Genomic DNA, 15,559 nt, shown 5'->3' on the forward strand with positions numbered 1-15,559 from the left:
TGACTAGGGATGAAAAGTTACTACGTGATTAGTCGGGCGATAAACTACGGAAAAACTCAGGTGGCATTGGGTGGCAGTGACTCAGCACTGCTTGACGCTCAATTGTTATTGCAGCATGTACTTGGCTGTGATCGCCAGTATCTGTATATGCATCCAGAGCAAGTACTTGAGGATCAGCAATGGCAGGACTACCGGACTTTAATCGAAAAACGGCGTGACGGCTATCCGGTGGCACATTTGGTCGGACATCGGGACTTCTGGGATCTGACCCTGGCGGTTAATGACAGCACCTTAATTCCGCGGCCGGACAGTGAGATCCTGGTTGAACGGGCATTACTTCTGGCGTTAAAAGACGATGCCAAGGTGCTGGAGCTGGGGACCGGTACTGGCGCCATTGCGCTGGCGCTCGCTAACGAAAGACCGCGCTGGCAGTTAACCGCGCTGGATAAATCTGCGGAGGCTGTGCAGTTGGCAACCACCAACCGCGATCGCAATGGCTTAACGGACCGGCTAACACTGTTGCAGAGCGACTGGTTTGCAGCGCTGAAAGCTGCTCAGCGTTTTGATTTAATCATTAGTAACCCGCCTTATATTGACCCGGATGATGCTCATCTGCAGCTGGGTGATGTTCGTTTTGAACCGCGCTCAGCCTTGGTTGCAGACGACCAGGGGTATGCGGACTTACGCTTTATTATTGAACAGGCGCCAGCGTACTTAAACCCGGGTGCCTGGGTTATGTTAGAACATGGCTTTGCACAAGGCCCTAAAGTTCGTGCGTTTTTTTCCGAAAAAGGTTATGAAAAGGTTAACACAGTGACGGATTATGCTAACTTGGACAGAGTAACCTTCGCCCAATGGATTAACGACTAGCGCCTCTATTGGCGCTGTCACTAGGGGAAAGCACATCGAATCTATGAGTAATCAATTTTTATTCGCTGACGAACCGGTTCAGCAGCAGGAGTTACCCCAGGACTACTGGAAAATTCTGATTGTTGACGATGAGCCTGAAGTTCATGCGGTGACCAAACTGGCTTTAAGTGATTTTAGCTTTCTTGGTCGTGGACTTGAATTTCATAGCGCTTTTTCTGGTGAAGAAGCACGCGAGCTAGCCACCAATCACCCGGATGCTGCAATTGTCTTGCTTGATGTGGTGATGGAAAGTGATGACGCTGGGCTGCATGTTGCTAAGTTTATTCGTGAAGAGCTCGGCAACCGTTTCACCCGCATCATTTTACGCACCGGCCAGCCTGGTCAGGCTCCGGAGCGCACAGTCATCGTCAATTACGACATTAACGACTACAAATCTAAAACTGAACTGACGGCGCAGAAGCTCTTTACTGCGGTTATGTCGAGCTTACGTTCCTACCGCGATATTATTTCCATTGACCATAGCCGCCGCGGCCTGGAAAAAGTTATCGCGTCATCCACCAACCTGTTTGCGTTGCAGTCGATGGAGCATTTTGTCGATGGCCTGGTGCAGCAATTGAGTTGGGTGATCGGAGGGGCGCGGCAAACCCTCTATGCAACGGCAGGGCGTTCACCAAACCCGGAACAGATGGTAATTCGGGCAGCATATGGGGAAGACGCCGATCAGTTAATGAATCAGCAGATCAAAGCGGCGTTACCGAAAAAAGTATTGCCCGAGGTGGACAAGGTGGTTCGCTCCCATGGCATCTATTACGGTGATGACTTCGTGCTCGCCTATTGTCCGAGCCAATGTCGCCCACAAGGGGCGCTGTTATGTATGACAGGTTTAACCCGGCCGCTCAGTGATAGTGAAAAAGAATTGCTGCAACTGTTTGCAGACAATGTTCAGCTGGCCCACGATAACGTGACGTGTTTGCAGGATACTGATGAGTTGTTGGCGCAATTGGTAGCTCGACTGATGGAGCTTGAGCAAACCCATGTTGCTGAACAGCTGGATAAGCAGTCGGCTTATGTGCGGATGACCCATGAACTGGCCCAGGCCACAGAGATGGGCGCTGCCAGGGTGCAGCAAACTGCGACAGCGGCGACCTTGTATGAACGTGCTGAGCGTTTATTTGCGGTGATGGATAATCAGCCAGCAACCAAAGTTTCCCCTTGTCAGGAGCGTTTAAAGCGTGCAGTCCGGCCCTTGCATATGGCAGAATCGGATGTGGCGCAAATTGCCTACCGGGCTTTAAACGAGCGCCTTGAGCGTTGGGACGGCCTGGGTTTGCCAGCAGGTAAACAAGGTGAAGCCATTGCCATGGAAAGCCAGGTGCTGGTGCTTGCATTTCATCTGTTCAAACTGGCGCAGGAGGACCTTACCGAAGCTGAATTATTGGCGCGGTTAGACGCTGAACGAAACCGGCATTTTGCTCCGCAGTTACTAAAAGCGGTGAAACAGAATTTGTCCTCACTGCTGCAAAAAGCGCGTCCCTGAACGCGCTTTTTTAGCCACTGACTCTTAGTTTTTTATAACTTACGTATTAACTTAATAACAATAATCAAAAGGTGTACCCGATGTTCGCTGCGTTTAAGCATTTACATATGACTATGGCCGTTCTTACTGTGTTGTTTCTGATCCTGCGTTTTGCCTATGGCATGCGAGGAGCGGCAAATTTGAATAAGAAATGGCTTAAAGCACTGCCACATGTAGTCGATTTTCTGTTGGTGGTGAGTATTTTGGGGATGCTTATTTCGTTAAGCATGTCGCCGTTTGCAGCTAGTTGGGTGACTGAGAAACTAGTTGTTTTCATCCTCTATATCGTATTTTCTGTGATCATGGTTTTATCGCTCCGTGGCAGAATGAGTCGCTCCCTTCGGGTGCCGGCGTTTGTGCTGGCACTGGCAAGCTGGTTGTGGTTGATTCATGTCGCTATGAGTAAATCAGCCGTGTTGTTGTAGGTTGTATTATTTTTAAGGACAGGCAAGTAAATGAATCAAACAATTATTCGGGTCGGCCAGGGCGATAACGCTGTTGAAGTTGCCAACCAGTTGCCGTTTGTGCTTTTTGGTGGGATGAATGTTCTGGAGTCACGTGATCTGGCGATGCGTATCGCTGAGCATTATGTTGAAGTGACGCGCGAGCTGAATATCCCTTATGTGTTTAAGGCGTCGTACGACAAAGCCAATCGCTCTTCCATTCATTCGTTTCGTGGTCCAGGGATAGACGAGGGATTAAAAATCCTGGAGGAAATAAAAAGTACCTTTCAGGTGCCGATTATTACTGACGTTCATGCGCCTGAACAGGCGGCTGCTGCGGCAGAAGTTGCTGATATTATTCAGCTACCGGCGTTTCTTGCACGACAGACTGACCTGGTTGTGGCAATGGCTGAGACCGGCGCGGTCATTAATGTGAAAAAGCCACAGTTTCTTGCTCCGCATGAAATGCGTCATATTCTCGGCAAGTTCAAAGAGGCCGGCAATGACCAGGTTATTTTATGTGAACGAGGTTCCTCCTTTGGTTACAACAACCTGGTGGTTGATATGCTGGGTATGGATGATATGAAGCAGTTTGCGCCGGTTATGTTTGATGCCACCCATGCGCTGCAGCGTCCAGGCGGGCGTGCGGACTCTGCAGACGGGCGCCGTGCCCAGGCTGCCGAGCTGGCTCGCAGCGGAATGGCACTGGGCATTGCCGGCTTGTTTATTGAAGCCCATCCGGATCCAAACCAGGCCAAATGCGATGGTCCCTGCGCGCTTCCATTGACTAAATTACGTGGCTATCTGCAACAAATGAAAGCCGTTGATGAGTTGGTAAAAAGCTTCCCACCGCTGGATACCTCCGCCAGTCGTTAATTGTCTAACTAAGGCAAGTGCTGTGCGCTTGCCTTGCTCTCTCTCCCGCTTTGGTTTAAATTAAACGCCTGTTTTAATCGGCGTAGTCCATCAAACATAGGGGCGCATAGCCATGGCGAAAGTGCTCAAAACCAAAGATAAAATACTCAACGCTGCTGAGCGCTTGTTTGCCGATCAGGGCTTTGAATTAACTTCCCTGCGCCAGATAACGGGTGCGGCGGATGTGAATTTGGCCTCAGTAAACTACCATTTCGGCTCCAAAAAAGCGCTTATCCAGGCGGTCATGGAACGTTACCACGCGCAATTTATGCCAGAGCTGGATGAGCGTCTTAAGACACTGGAAGAAGAAGGGATTAATTCGACTGAAGAAGTGCTGAGTTGTTTTGTTGGTCCCTTATTAAGTCTGCAACGTATCAATCCACTGGGTACGGAAATTTATCTCAGCTTACTGGGCCATGCTTACAGTGAAATTCAGGGCCATTTGCGTCGCTTTACGATGCAGAACTTTGGTCATGTAGTGCAGCGGTTTTTCCATTGCATGCAGCAGGCTAATCCGCACCTGAGTGTGGCAACCTTGTTCTGGCGTCTTCACTTTACTCTTGGGGCCACCGTTTTTGCTCAGGTTTCCGGACAGGCGTTAAGTGAAATTGCGCAAGCGGACTTTGGCGAGAGTGCCACCGCGGAAGATATTGTCGGTAAGCTTATTCCCTACCTTGCGGCTGGAATTGGGGCGGCAGAAGTATCTGCTTCAGCTAGACTTTAAACAGCCTCTGCGCAGAAAAGATAATTAACCAAAGGAGTGTCAGTATGTATGTACTGTTAATTTTAATTGCAGTGATAGCGATTGTGCTTGGCGTGCCCGATATTCGGCGAAGTTTGATATCGCGACCAGCATTTGCATTCTTTAAACGAGTGTTGCCTCCGTTATCAGCGACCGAACGAGACGCGATGGAAGCAGGGGATGTATGGTGGGATGGAGAGCTATTCTCCGGCAAGCCCGACTGGCACCGCTTGTTGCGAACCACCAATCCGAAATTTAGCGCAGATGAGCAGGCATTTATCGACAACCAGCTGGAAACTTTGCTGGCGATGATCGATGACTTCGACATTGTCATGCAACAGCGTGATTTACCGCCAGAAATTTGGGACTACCTGAAAAAAGAAGGCTTCTTTGCGATGATCATCGGCAAAGAATTTGGCGGACTGGCGTTTTCAGCGGCGGCGAACTCGCACATTGTTGGTCGCATCGCGACCCGCTCGCTGAGCGTGGCGGTGAGCGTAATGGTGCCGAACTCATTGGGTCCGGGAGAGCTTCTTACCCATTACGGCACGGATGAACAAAAGAACTACTGGCTTCCGCGACTGGCAAATGGCGACGCAGTGCCCTGTTTTGCTTTGACCGGCCCGGAAGCGGGCTCGGACGCAGGCAGCATTCCGGATCACGGGGTCATCTGCAAGGGTGAGCACGAAGGCAACGAAGTTCTCGGCATTAAGCTCAACTGGAACAAGCGTTACATTACGCTGGCACCAGTTGCTGATGTGCTGGGGCTGGCGTTTAAGCTGGATGATCCGGACGAGCATCTCGGCCGTGGCAAGCATTTGGGGATCACCTGTGCGCTGATCCCGACCTCGCATCCGGGGGTTAAAACCGGGGACCGTCATTTCCCGTTGGCGCAAGCCTTTATGAACGGAACCACCTACGGCAAGGATGTCTTTATTCCGCTGGACTGGATTATCGGTGGCCAGGACTATGCAGGTAAAGGCTGGCGCATGCTGGTTGAATGTCTATCCGCAGGACGCGGTATTTCATTGCCTGCACTGGCCACTGCATCAGGCCATGTCGCACAACGGATGACTGGCGCCTACGCCTACGTGCGCCATCAATTTGGTCTGCCAATTGGTAAATTCGAAGGGGTGCAGGCAGCGATGGGCCGGATTGGCGGCCTTAACTACAGTGTTGAGTCGATGCGGCGGCTGACCGTTGCGGCATTGTGTGAAGGGCAAAGCCCGTCCGTAGTGACGGCTATGACCAAATACCATATGACGGAAATGGGCCGTACCATTGGCAATGATGCACTGGATATTCATGCCGGCAAAGGCATCCAGATGGGGCCGCGTAACTACCTGGCCAGTAACTACATGGGCGTGCCAATTTCAATCACAGTGGAAGGGGCCAATATTCTGACCCGTAACCTGATGATCTTTGGCCAGGGCGCCACACGGTGTCATCCCTATGTAATGAAAGAGATGGCAGCGGCCGGTAACCCGGATGAAGAAGCCGGGTTACGGGAATTTGATCAGTTACTGATTAAGCATATAGGCTTTGCGGCCGGAAATACGCTGTCTGCATTCTGGCATGGTCTGACAGGCGCGCGTTTTGCTGACTCACCCGTCAGCGGAGAAACCGCTCGTTACTACCAGCATTTGTCACGGATGAGCCGCGGCCTGGCGCTGAGTGCTGATGTGGCGATGCTGACTCTGGGCGGCGATCTGAAGCGCAAAGAGATGATCTCGGCGCGTCTTGGTGATGTACTTAGCCATTTGTATATTGCCTCCGCCGTGCTTAAGCGGTTTGAAGATGATGGTCGCCAGCAGGCTGACCTGCCGTTCGTACGCTACTCACTTGAGCATCACCTGCATCAGATAGGGGTGGCGTTCGATGGTTTCCTGCAGAACTTTCCGCAACGCATTATGGCGGGTCTGCTACGGGTATTAATTTTCCCCTTTGGTATCCATTACAAAGCGCCCGCTGACATTCATGCTCAGTCAATCAGCGATGCAATGATGATCCCGGATGCAACCCGCGATCGGCATACCTTCCTCTGCTACTGGCGCGATGATGAAAACGATGTGACCGGGCATATGGAACTGGCTTTCCAGAAAATGTTTAAGCTGCAGGATGTCTACAAACGTCTGCGCAAAGCACAGAAAAAGGGCCAGATTGGTGCTGATCTTAACGGCGATGCGTTAGCCGATGCGGCGCTGCAGGCTGAGGTTATTGACCAAAGCACGGCGGCTGAGTTACGCCATTGTGAACGTCTGCGGATGAGCGCAATAGCGGTGGACAGCTTCAGCTTTGAAGGGGTTAAAGACGGAAAGTTTAAAGCCCTGGATTAACCAGGGCTTTATTGACCCACCTGATGCAGGAATGAATGGCGCCTCTATTGTTGTTGGCGCCATTTTTCTAACAAAGGATTACGACTGCGGTCGGTGATTGACTGCGGCGTTTGCGAGTCAGACTGAGCTGAATCACTTTGCGCCGCTCCCCAGTTATCGGCCGCTATATCTGCATCCGTGTTCTGAATACTTGTGGCGCTGGCGGAGCAACTACCAGTCTGCAAATAGTGATAGGCTTCGGCTAACAGCGGGTCTTCCAAATCGCCCCAATCTGTAATCGCTCGATCCTGTGCCGAACAGGTAGGGGCCAGGCCATCAAAGTAGTCGCCTTCACCTTCTGCATTGACAGTCTGAAAGTTGATCGCAAAGAGCATTTTGTCACAGATTTGGGTGGGGCTCTGTCCGACTGGCTTGCCGCAGGTCGGTTGTCCAACCGTTACCACGTCAACAAAGGGCTCCAGTGAATTAATAATAATCTCACTGGAAGAGCAACTTGCGCCTGTGGTTAGCACCACGACGCGAGGTAAATTAAGTCGCTCGATGCCGTCGCCGAGGTCAAACAGGTACTCTTCGTCTGCATAGTTATCATTGTAACTAAAGGTAAGGAAGGTTTCGTTTTCTACAAAGTCCCAGCTGGCCTGTGAGGCGATCTGATTTGCGATGCGAATCAATCCGCCGCCGTTGTAACGTAAATCAATAATCAGTTCATCGACGCCACCGGCGGCAACCAACTGGTCGATGGCTGTATTGATGTCCTGCGCGGAGCGGTCAATAAAGCTGTCGAAAACGAAATAGCCAGCATGGTCGCCGTTGTCGAGTTCATAGCGTTCGACTGCCATAATGGTATTGGTTTCAACTTCTTCACGTGCTAACACGCCATCGTCCAGGGTACCATCCGGGCGGCGCCATTCAATACTGACCTCTGCGCCTTCCTGATTGGGGCCAAAGACTTGATTCCAGGAAGCTTCACCACGCTCGATGCGGGCATATAAATCGGAACTGAAAAAGGTCGACATATCAATGTCATTGATTCGGGTCAGTAGCGCGCCTCGGGTAATACCCGCTCGTCCGGCAGGCGAATTCTCATATACATAGTTAATCCGAAGTTCTTCGCGTTCGGGGTCGACGGCGTAGCCAAAGCCAAGCCCGAAAAAGGTTGCGTTGACGTAACGGTCTTCATATTCCTGACGGGTTATCATAAAACTAAAGCGGTCAAGCGGCGGTACAACGTCAGCCAGAAGCGCATAAGGGCTGGCGTAGCTGGAAGCAGAAATCGAGTCAGGAAGCTGATCATTCCATAAATAATCGCGACGCAAATTGTCGATGAGTTGTTGATTCTGTCCTTCAACACTGCACTGGTCGGCCGTTGGGTTATTGGTCGGAGTAGGGGCCGGGCTGCTATCACTGCCACAGGCAGTTAAAGCCATCACAGTGGCGGCGATTACAGAGAGTTTTTTCATTGCAAAGAGTCCTTTTAAACAATTTCTTTACATCATACTTAAGGTTGATGACGCTGCCAAGCGTTGTGAAGTTCTGGCATACTAACGCCCTTTGCAACCACGATGCGATACACAAGGATTAACGATGAGCGCTGTTATGCTGGATATCCAGGGGCTTGAACTGGATGCTGAGGACAAAGAATTACTGCAACACCCGAGCGTGGGTGGGGTGATCCTGTTTAGTCGTAACTATGCAGAGCCCCGGCAGTTACAGGCGCTGTGTCAGAGCATTCGTGAACATGCGCGTAATCCGTTGGTGATAGCAATTGACCACGAAGGTGGCCGGGTGCAGCGTTGTCGTGAACAGTTCTCCGCTATTCCGGCGATGGCCAGCTTCGAGCGTTATGCGGAAAATGAGACAGAAGGCTGTCTGTGGGCAAAGCAAATGGGTTGGCTCATGGCGAGCGAAGTGCTCGCCTGTGGCATTGATTTCAGTTTTGCACCTGTGCTGGATGTAAATGGTGTCAGTGAAGTGATCGGTGATCGTGCATTTTCGGCCCGCCCTGAAGGTATCGAAACCTATGCGCGGGCGTTTATACAGGGAATGCAGCACGCGGGCATGGCGGCGACCGGTAAACACTTTCCTGGTCACGGCTCGGTACAGGCTGATTCTCATATAGCGGTGCCGATTGATGAGCGTGAACCTGACGCCATCGCGGTGCTTGATCTGATGCCGTTTAAAGGCTTACTCGCTGATATTCAGGCGGTGATGCCAGCGCATGTGATTTACAGTCAGGTCGACCCGCTGCCGGCAGGTTTCTCGCGCCACTGGTTACAGACCGTGTTGCGGCAACAACTGAAATTTGACGGGGTTATTTTCAGTGATGACCTGGCAATGGAGGGCGCGACCGTAGTGGGGAGTATGCAGGAGCGGGCGGAGCGTGCACTGGATGCGGGCTGCGATATGATCCTGGTGTGCAATGATCGCGCGGGGGCTATTGAGGTGCTGGACTCAGTACGGATACCAGCCCCGCAACGGGATTATCTGGGCATTATGCGCGGTCGCAGTGGGTTAAACTGGGACCAGCGACATAACAGCCCAAGCTGGCAGGAAGGCCAGCGGGTGATAGAGCTTATTCGTACTCGAGCGGATCAGTAATGCCATGCGCGGCAAATGCAGCCAGTCGTTCACGGCAGGCGCTGCATTTGCCACAGGCTTTGTCACGGCCGTTGTAACAGGTCCAGGTCTGGCTATAGTCAAGTCCCATGCGCAGGCCGTCGGCGAGAATATCCGCTTTGCTTTGCACCAGGTAAGGGCTGTGAATCTCTACCGGTTCATAGTTCGCCAGCTGACTCACGGCGTTCATTGCCTCGACAAACTCAGGGCGGCAATCCGGGTAGATGTCATGGTCGCCGGAATGGGCGCCGTAATACACTTTGCCTGCTTTTATTGACACCGCATAGCCAATTGCGAGCGACAGCAAGATCATATTGCGGTTCGGCACCACGGTGGAGGTCATATTACTGGTGGCATAGTCGCCTTCAGGAATGTCTATGTCATCGGTTAACGACGACCCTGCCAGCAGCGTATTGATGCTGCGAATATCTACGACTTTATGCGGCACCCCAAGCTGCGCACAGACCGTCTTAGCCGACTCGAGTTCACGGTGGTGGCGTTGACCATAGTGAAAGGACACCGCATGCACCTGATGACCGTCGGCAATCGCCCGGTTAAGGACGGTGAATGAGTCCATCCCGCCCGAATAAATAACCACTACGGTCTGCTGTTGCGGCTTAGTAGCCGGATTAGAATTTTGCGCCATCATGCCTTACTCAGGTAAAATACAAAGTTGAACCCATTCTACCGAATTTAGTGGCGCAAAACAGTATGCTGGCAGTGAACGAATTATTTGAAACGATTCAGGGCGAAGGGGTTTTTACCGGCGTCGCTGCAATATTTTTGCGCTTGCAGGGCTGCCCGGTGGGCTGTCCCTGGTGTGACACCCAGCATACCTGGGATAAAAACAACCAGGCTCAGGTGAAGCCGGAGCAGTTGATTATGAAAACCGGTGACAGCCCGAGCTGGGCCGGAATGAGTGAGCAGGCGGTGCTGGAGCTGATTGAACAGCAGGGTTTTACTGCGAAACACGTTGTGATTACCGGCGGTGAACCCTGCATGTATGATCTGAATGCGTTGACCGAATTGCTGCACGAGACCGGCTACCAGACCCAGATCGAAACCAGCGGCACCTTTGAAATTAAAACCAGTGCGCAGACCTGGGTTACGGTATCGCCGAAACTTGATATGCCGGGCGGCTACGAAGTGCGCGCTGATGCGATGGCGCGGGCGAACGAAATCAAGCACCCGATTGCAATGCAAAAACACATTGATGCTCTCGATGCCTTACTCGAACGCTGCCCCGTCGCTGCTGGTACCACCATCTGTCTGCAACCTATCAGCCAGCGGCCACGGGCTACCGAACTGGCGATCGAGACCTGCCGCAAGCGGAACTGGCGTTTGTCTGTGCAGCTGCATAAATACCTCGCTATTGAGTAACGGCTTTTCGCTTCTGTTTACGTCATAACGTACAACTTCCCCATCGCCTGAACACGGCTTCCTGACTATACCTATAGAGTCCATGGTGGACTCGGGTAACACAGGGAGCTTGTTATGAAACGTCTGCAACGCGGTCAGGGCATGACCGAATATATTATCGTACTAGCGCTGGTGGCTATCGCCGCTATCGGGGTGTACTCCTTCCTTGGCAAGTCAGTTCGTAATCAGGTCGCAGGTGTCGCGCAGGAAATCAGTGGTCGCTCAGCCAGTGCTGAGCTGAGCGCGGCGCAAGGCGCTGCTCAGCAGGCAAGTGAGCTGGCTGACGACGACTATCAGCTGGGCAATTATGATGAAGCAACCACTCATGGTAACTAGCGCGAACAAAGGGCAGGCCCTCATCGCATTATTACTATGCGTGATGGGCTTGTTCTTTGGTTTACTCGCGGTGACCGAACTGGGTCAGCGTGCTCAGCGACAAACTCATATTCAGCAGGTGGCCGATCATGCAACGGAGGCGTTTGCCATTGTGGTGGCAAGGGACCTGAACTTTAAAGCCGTAACCAACCGCGCCGCGCTGGCCAATCAGGTTGCCATAGCGCAACTGGTTGGCTTAAGCAGCTACCTGGCGATGCTAAACGAAACGACCCGAAACAGTGCCTTAGTTACCAGCTGGATACCTTATCTGAACGCCGTTATGACTCGACTTGCACAGACCTTACAGCAGATTCAGCAACCATTTAATCGAGCGGTGCAGGGGTTAATCCAGGCAGAAGTATTACTCATTCAGCTGTTAAGCAGCTCACAATTGCTTTTCCATGCCGCCGCTGCGGCAACCGCGCTACAGACCTCGCAGCAGATAGTTGAGGGCACAGATGAGCGGCTGCAACTGGTTTTACTCAATCACGCTACGCTGCCTGATTTTGCCTATAGCTGGGTAACGTACCAGCACCGTGATGCGCTGGCCTCTTACTATCAGCCGCTGCTGCAGCAAAGCCGGGATGGCTTTAGTGAACGGCGCAGCTATCGCTGGTTTGGGATCGGCGGCGCCGTCAGTGCCCGCTTTGATAAATGGGGCGGTACTGAACTGGTCGCAACGCATAACCTGCGTTTGCATGTGCAGGCTATCGACGTGGCGACATTGCGGGTTCGCTTAGGTCCCTTCCGTCGTTATACCGTGCCAGTCGGAACTGGTGGCAGCTATGCAGGCGCACGCCCCCCAGTGAGTGGGTATGTTGCACCCACTGCATTTGGAGGGGCTTATGCGGCTCGTGGAGCCTTGAGTCGTAATACTGCATTACGCAGCCGGCGCCTTTCCCAGTCATTGACGATGCCTGCGTTGTATCGTGTCCACAGCCACAATGACTGGCCTCGTATGACCCTGGTGGTGCGGGAAAGGGAGGCGTCGGATCCGTTACAGCCTTTCGCTATAGCGCGCGCTCAGGTCCGTTATCAGCGCCCGACAGAGTTATGGCCACGGCGTGATCGCTTAACCGAGCGTAGCAACCTGCTAAATGCGCTTTGGCAGGCACGACTGGTTCCAGTCAGCATTGCTGAGCAGTGGTTACTGGAGCAGCAGGTATGAACCAACGAGGGCAGGCGATGACTGAACTTGTAGTCGCGATGCCAGTGCTGGTGATGCTGCTATTCTGGGGAATGCCCCGGTTATGGCAGGCGCTGGAACAGCGAAGTATGGCTCAGCAGTTGGCTAACCTGGCGTTAGCTCAGGCGGAGGAGCGCAATGCAATGGCGCTGCCAGCGATGGACATGGCTTATTGGAACGACGAGTTGGATCTGTGGCTGAACTGGCGTAAATGGATGGTGTTGTACAACCGTAATGAATACCCGTTTGCTACTGCGACCAAGCCGTTTGAACTCATGGCACGTTACGAAAGTTCGCTGGGTATGGCCAATGACAATTTGTGGGATGTGGAAATTGCGGATGTTGGTTACTCACAGTGGGTTCGATATTTGCGCTTACGTGACGACTGGAGTCCTCGTAAGCTGGATGATTTGCGGCGTCGGCCTGCACTGCTAACAGGGTCTAATTTGCTTGATAACTATTGGCTGCGAACCCTGCAGTCAGGACTTTCCATGTTACCGTTGGCGAGGGAGCTGGGGCCCCAGCAACTTGTTCCGGGCCACGTTGATGTGGATGTTGTGCCAGCCGATGCACTCTGTCATCGAGACATTGGCGCCCCTTGTGTGACTGAACCGGGTGAGCGGTTATGGCCGCGTTGATACCCGCTGTTTGTTGGATGCTCAGCATCTATCCGGGCTTATCTGCGGACTGGGTAATAACACCTATGCTGAGGCAGGTTCAGGCGCAAGGCATGCAAATGGACATCTGGCAGTTGCAAATCAGCCAAACGGAAGCGTTCGAGTGGCGTACCAGCCATCGGCCCCGTTGCACTGTTATCAGTCCACCGCAGGCAATCGACTGGTACTGTCTGGACGAAAATAGTCTGTATAGCCTGATCCCGAATGAAGATACGTTTTTGTGGATACAAAGCGAACGCCGGATGGATCTGGCTAAACCTGAGCTTCCTTTTAGCGCTGAACTGTTTAGCCAATATCGGCAGGGCACCGACGAGGTCAGCCTGCTGCAGACCCGTCAGCCGCTTTATCGCTTGCAGGCTCAGTTATTGCGCAGGCAACGCGAGACCCAGGCGCTGTTAATGATGCATCAACAGCACGAGCACGGATTTGTGATGCAATGGCATGTTGACGCTGAGCGGTTCGTTGTGACAGCTCAGCGCGAACCGAGTGGGCTGGTTAACCTTGTTTATGTCAAAGGAAAGGTGCAATGAAATGGAAATTCAACGGCAGCTTCTGGCTACCACTGTGTTGCGGATTAGCTGCCGCTATTGCGGCTTTATACCTCCTGCAGCTTTATCTGCAACGTCAGTTGCAGCAGGCTCCGCTTCCTCTCGATTTACCAGCGGAGCAACTTGAGGTTGTGGTAGCGAACCGTCCACTTAGCGCAGGTAGCGAGTTGACGCCGGCATGGCTAAGCCTGCGCCGGGTAAATGCAGTTGGGCTTGCTAGTGACCATATCAGGGCAGAGCATGCGGCCAGCTTGTTTGGCCGTCTGCTTGAGCATCCTGTGGCTCAGGGCCAACCATTGCAATGGTTGCACCTGGCGCCGCAGCAACAGAATCGCTTTAGCGACCTGTTGCTGGAGGGGCAGCGGGCATTTACCTTGTTGCCGGGTATTGAACAAAGCCATGCTGGCTTACTGCGATTAGGCGATAAAGTCGATCTGGTTGCGCTGGAGGAACCCTCGTTGGAGGTGATTGAAAGTGGGGTCACTGTATTGGCCGTTGATGGTCAATGGGAGTTCTCCGATGCTGCAACAGAGCGTTCAGTGACCCTGGCTATTTCCGTCGAAAAAATGGCATTGGTAGAACGCGCTCAGCGCAGCGGGAAATTACAGCTGTGGCTGCGTTCCGCGGGAGATTCGAAGCCGTTGTCCGTGACTCGCAGACAAACGCAATGGATCGTGGGCGGTCGGATGGAGGAGGCTAATGAATGGCGTGGTTTTGAACCAAGCGTGGAGCCTCTGTCTCAGCGGGCGCTGACAGAAGGGGTCTGGCGGTGATGCTGATGGCAATACTAGCCAGCGTATTCTTACAGGTTGGCGAACTTGAGGTGTTCGACTTGCCCGATGATATCACCAGAGTGGCGGTCGCTAACGGTGAGGTTGTCGAGGCGCGTCAACTCGCCAGCAATGAACTGTTGCTGCTCGGCATCGCGCCCGGCCATAGCCAGATTATGGTTTGGCATGGCAGCGGGCATCTACGCTATCGGGTTGAAGTGGGTGCTCGAGACGAGGCAAGTGCTGCCGTGCCGGTTATTGAACTGGAAGTGCAGGTGATGGAGTTTAAGCAGCGTCAATTACAAAGCCTGGGCGTGCGTTGGCAGCAGGTAGTGAACGGACCCGCGTTGGCGATACTTAGCGACTGGGCGGGTGGTGATCACTTTCGCGCCGCGACACAAGGGGTGGATACGTCGCCTGCGTTGACCGACGTATCGCTGCCTCCCGGGCACTACGTCTCAGCAGGGTTGGCATTGTCGCTCAGCTCGCAGTTACATGCCCTGGCAGAACAGGGGGTCGCTCGAATGCTGGCTAGTCCGGTACTGCGAACCGAAAGTGGTGAGGAAGCTCATTTTCTGGCTGGGGGCGAAGTACCATTGCCACAAACCAACTTGCAGGGAGCGATGGATGTGGCATTTCGTCAGTACGGCATTCAACTCTCAATTGCGCCAGAGCAGTTGGATGATGGCAGCATTCGAACCGCGGTGACCACAGAAGTCAGTAATCTTGATGCCGCGGTAAGTGTTGCCGGTATTCCAGGTTTACTGACCCGACGGACTGAGTCGGTGGTAGCGGTGCAACCCGGGGAAAGCTTTGTTATTTCTGGATTGCGTAGTGAGCAAATGGACCATCAATGGCAGCAGTTGCCGGGAGCAGAACGGACGCCCTTACTCGGAGGCTTGTTTCGTCATCAACAGCAACAACAACAGCGGACTGAACTGGTCATTTTCATTACGCCGCGGGTGGTGACAGATGACGTTAGGCAACAACGCAGGCGAATCGAGTATGTGGAGGATATTGAAGAGCGCTTGCGACGAATCCCATGTCGAGGGATGCAGACGTATTTATAGATGCACCAATTAGCCG

Annotated in this window: 16 protein-coding genes; 14 read left to right on the forward strand and 2 right to left on the reverse strand. The window is 52.9% G+C overall.

Annotation, left to right across the window (positions count from 1 at the left end; genetic code table 11):
- Positions 1–9 precede the first annotated feature (9 nt).
- The 6 genes from prmC to CWE14_RS00890 all read left to right on the forward strand — a co-directional run bounded on the left by prmC (position 10) and on the right by CWE14_RS00890 (position 6,882).
- Positions 10–870, forward strand: coding sequence for a peptide chain release factor N(5)-glutamine methyltransferase (gene prmC, locus CWE14_RS00865; RefSeq protein WP_126797649.1), 861 nt, complete (start codon positions 10–12; stop codon positions 868–870).
- 43 nt (positions 871–913) lie between these two features.
- The gene (locus CWE14_RS00870; protein WP_126797650.1) at positions 914–2,407 is read left to right on the forward strand and encodes a DUF3369 domain-containing protein; all 1,494 of its coding nucleotides are present in this window, start codon (positions 914–916) and stop codon (positions 2,405–2,407) included.
- A gap of 80 nt (positions 2,408–2,487) precedes the next feature.
- Positions 2,488–2,871 (forward strand): SirB2 family protein, encoded by a 384-nt coding sequence (locus CWE14_RS00875; RefSeq protein WP_126797651.1) that lies wholly within the window; start codon positions 2,488–2,490, stop codon positions 2,869–2,871.
- A 30-nt stretch (positions 2,872–2,901) separates the two neighbouring features.
- Positions 2,902–3,765, forward strand: a complete 864-nt coding sequence (kdsA, locus tag CWE14_RS00880; RefSeq protein WP_126797652.1) for a 3-deoxy-8-phosphooctulonate synthase — start codon at positions 2,902–2,904, stop codon at positions 3,763–3,765.
- Positions 3,766–3,877: 112 nt separating this feature from the next.
- Positions 3,878–4,528, forward strand: a complete 651-nt coding sequence (locus CWE14_RS00885) for a TetR/AcrR family transcriptional regulator (RefSeq protein WP_126797653.1) — start codon at positions 3,878–3,880, stop codon at positions 4,526–4,528.
- A gap of 44 nt (positions 4,529–4,572) precedes the next feature.
- Entirely contained in the window at positions 4,573–6,882 is a 2,310-nt protein-coding gene (locus CWE14_RS00890) for an acyl-CoA dehydrogenase (RefSeq protein ID WP_126797654.1), read from the forward strand.
- A gap of 44 nt (positions 6,883–6,926) precedes the next feature.
- Here the strand turns inward: CWE14_RS00890 and CWE14_RS00895 are convergent, their stop codons facing one another.
- Positions 6,927–8,342: a S41 family peptidase gene (locus CWE14_RS00895; protein ID WP_126797655.1), complete on the reverse strand. Its 1,416-nt coding sequence runs from the start codon at positions 8,340–8,342 to the stop codon at positions 6,927–6,929.
- 124 nt (positions 8,343–8,466) lie between these two features.
- On the opposite strand from CWE14_RS00895, the gene nagZ reads away from it, so the two are divergent.
- Complete coding sequence (gene nagZ, locus CWE14_RS00900; RefSeq protein WP_126797656.1) at positions 8,467–9,480, forward strand: beta-N-acetylhexosaminidase; 1,014 nt, start codon at positions 8,467–8,469, stop codon at positions 9,478–9,480.
- Here nagZ and queC read toward each other — a convergent pair.
- A complete protein-coding gene (gene queC / locus CWE14_RS00905; protein WP_198676523.1) occupies positions 9,455–10,144 on the reverse strand; it encodes a 7-cyano-7-deazaguanine synthase QueC in 690 nt (229 codons plus the stop codon). The two genes, nagZ and queC, sit on opposite strands and share 26 nt — an antisense overlap.
- A 65-nt stretch (positions 10,145–10,209) precedes the next feature.
- On the opposite strand from queC, the gene queE reads away from it, so the two are divergent.
- The 7 genes from queE (at position 10,210) to CWE14_RS00940 (ending at position 15,543) form a co-directional block, all read left to right on the forward strand.
- Positions 10,210–10,878 carry a 7-carboxy-7-deazaguanine synthase QueE gene (gene queE / locus CWE14_RS00910; RefSeq protein ID WP_126797658.1) on the forward strand — a complete coding sequence of 223 codons (669 nt, stop codon included), beginning with the start codon at positions 10,210–10,212 and terminating at the stop codon, positions 10,876–10,878.
- A 114-nt stretch (positions 10,879–10,992) separates the two neighbouring features.
- Positions 10,993–11,253, forward strand: coding sequence for a Flp family type IVb pilin (locus CWE14_RS00915; RefSeq protein ID WP_126788313.1), 261 nt, complete (start codon positions 10,993–10,995; stop codon positions 11,251–11,253).
- Positions 11,243–12,460, forward strand: a complete 1,218-nt coding sequence (locus CWE14_RS00920) for a hypothetical protein (protein ID WP_126797659.1) — start codon at positions 11,243–11,245, stop codon at positions 12,458–12,460. Before CWE14_RS00915 ends, CWE14_RS00920 begins: the two co-directional genes overlap by 11 nt.
- Positions 12,457–13,116 (forward strand): hypothetical protein, encoded by a 660-nt coding sequence (locus CWE14_RS00925; RefSeq protein WP_126797660.1) that lies wholly within the window; start codon positions 12,457–12,459, stop codon positions 13,114–13,116. The genes CWE14_RS00920 and CWE14_RS00925 overlap by 4 nt, the downstream gene beginning before the upstream one ends.
- Positions 13,104–13,685 (forward strand): hypothetical protein, encoded by a 582-nt coding sequence (locus CWE14_RS00930; protein ID WP_126797661.1) that lies wholly within the window; start codon positions 13,104–13,106, stop codon positions 13,683–13,685. Before CWE14_RS00925 ends, CWE14_RS00930 begins: the two co-directional genes overlap by 13 nt.
- Entirely contained in the window at positions 13,682–14,476 is a 795-nt protein-coding gene (cpaB, locus tag CWE14_RS00935) for a Flp pilus assembly protein CpaB (protein WP_126797662.1), read from the forward strand. The genes CWE14_RS00930 and cpaB overlap by 4 nt, the downstream gene beginning before the upstream one ends.
- Before the next feature lie 5 nt (positions 14,477–14,481).
- A complete protein-coding gene (locus CWE14_RS00940) occupies positions 14,482–15,543 on the forward strand; it encodes a pilus assembly protein N-terminal domain-containing protein (RefSeq protein ID WP_198676504.1) in 1,062 nt (353 codons plus the stop codon).
- The last annotated feature ends 16 nt before the right edge of the window (positions 15,544–15,559 follow it).

Origin of the sequence: Aliidiomarina soli (genome assembly GCF_003986975.1) — a bacterium.
GTDB classification, from domain to species: Bacteria; Pseudomonadota; Gammaproteobacteria; order Enterobacterales; family Alteromonadaceae; genus Aliidiomarina; species Aliidiomarina soli.

Excerpts from the sequence above, each read along its gene's own strand:
- CWE14_RS00875 (WP_126797651.1), top strand. The coding sequence starts at position 2,488 with ATGTTCGCTGCGTTTAAGCATTTACATATGACTATGGCCGTTCTTACT.
- CWE14_RS00925 (WP_126797660.1), top strand. The coding sequence starts at position 12,457 with ATGAACCAACGAGGGCAGGCGATGACTGAACTTGTAGTCGCGATGCCA.
- nagZ (WP_126797656.1), top strand. The coding sequence starts at position 8,467 with ATGAGCGCTGTTATGCTGGATATCCAGGGGCTTGAACTGGATGCTGAG.
- CWE14_RS00870 (WP_126797650.1), top strand. The coding sequence starts at position 914 with ATGAGTAATCAATTTTTATTCGCTGACGAACCGGTTCAGCAGCAGGAG.
- CWE14_RS00930 (WP_126797661.1), top strand. The coding sequence starts at position 13,104 with ATGGCCGCGTTGATACCCGCTGTTTGTTGGATGCTCAGCATCTATCCG.
- CWE14_RS00920 (WP_126797659.1), top strand. The coding sequence starts at position 11,243 with ATGGTAACTAGCGCGAACAAAGGGCAGGCCCTCATCGCATTATTACTA.
- CWE14_RS00890 (WP_126797654.1), top strand. The coding sequence starts at position 4,573 with ATGTATGTACTGTTAATTTTAATTGCAGTGATAGCGATTGTGCTTGGC.
- CWE14_RS00895 (WP_126797655.1), bottom strand. The coding sequence starts at position 8,342 with ATGAAAAAACTCTCTGTAATCGCCGCCACTGTGATGGCTTTAACTGCC.
- cpaB (WP_126797662.1), top strand. The coding sequence starts at position 13,682 with ATGAAATGGAAATTCAACGGCAGCTTCTGGCTACCACTGTGTTGCGGA.
- kdsA (WP_126797652.1), top strand. The coding sequence starts at position 2,902 with ATGAATCAAACAATTATTCGGGTCGGCCAGGGCGATAACGCTGTTGAA.
- CWE14_RS00915 (WP_126788313.1), top strand. The coding sequence starts at position 10,993 with ATGAAACGTCTGCAACGCGGTCAGGGCATGACCGAATATATTATCGTA.
- queE (WP_126797658.1), top strand. The coding sequence starts at position 10,210 with ATGCTGGCAGTGAACGAATTATTTGAAACGATTCAGGGCGAAGGGGTT.
- queC (WP_198676523.1), bottom strand. The coding sequence starts at position 10,144 with ATGGCGCAAAATTCTAATCCGGCTACTAAGCCGCAACAGCAGACCGTA.
- prmC (WP_126797649.1), top strand. The coding sequence starts at position 10 with ATGAAAAGTTACTACGTGATTAGTCGGGCGATAAACTACGGAAAAACT.
- CWE14_RS00885 (WP_126797653.1), top strand. The coding sequence starts at position 3,878 with ATGGCGAAAGTGCTCAAAACCAAAGATAAAATACTCAACGCTGCTGAG.
- CWE14_RS00940 (WP_198676504.1), top strand. The coding sequence starts at position 14,482 with ATGGCAATACTAGCCAGCGTATTCTTACAGGTTGGCGAACTTGAGGTG.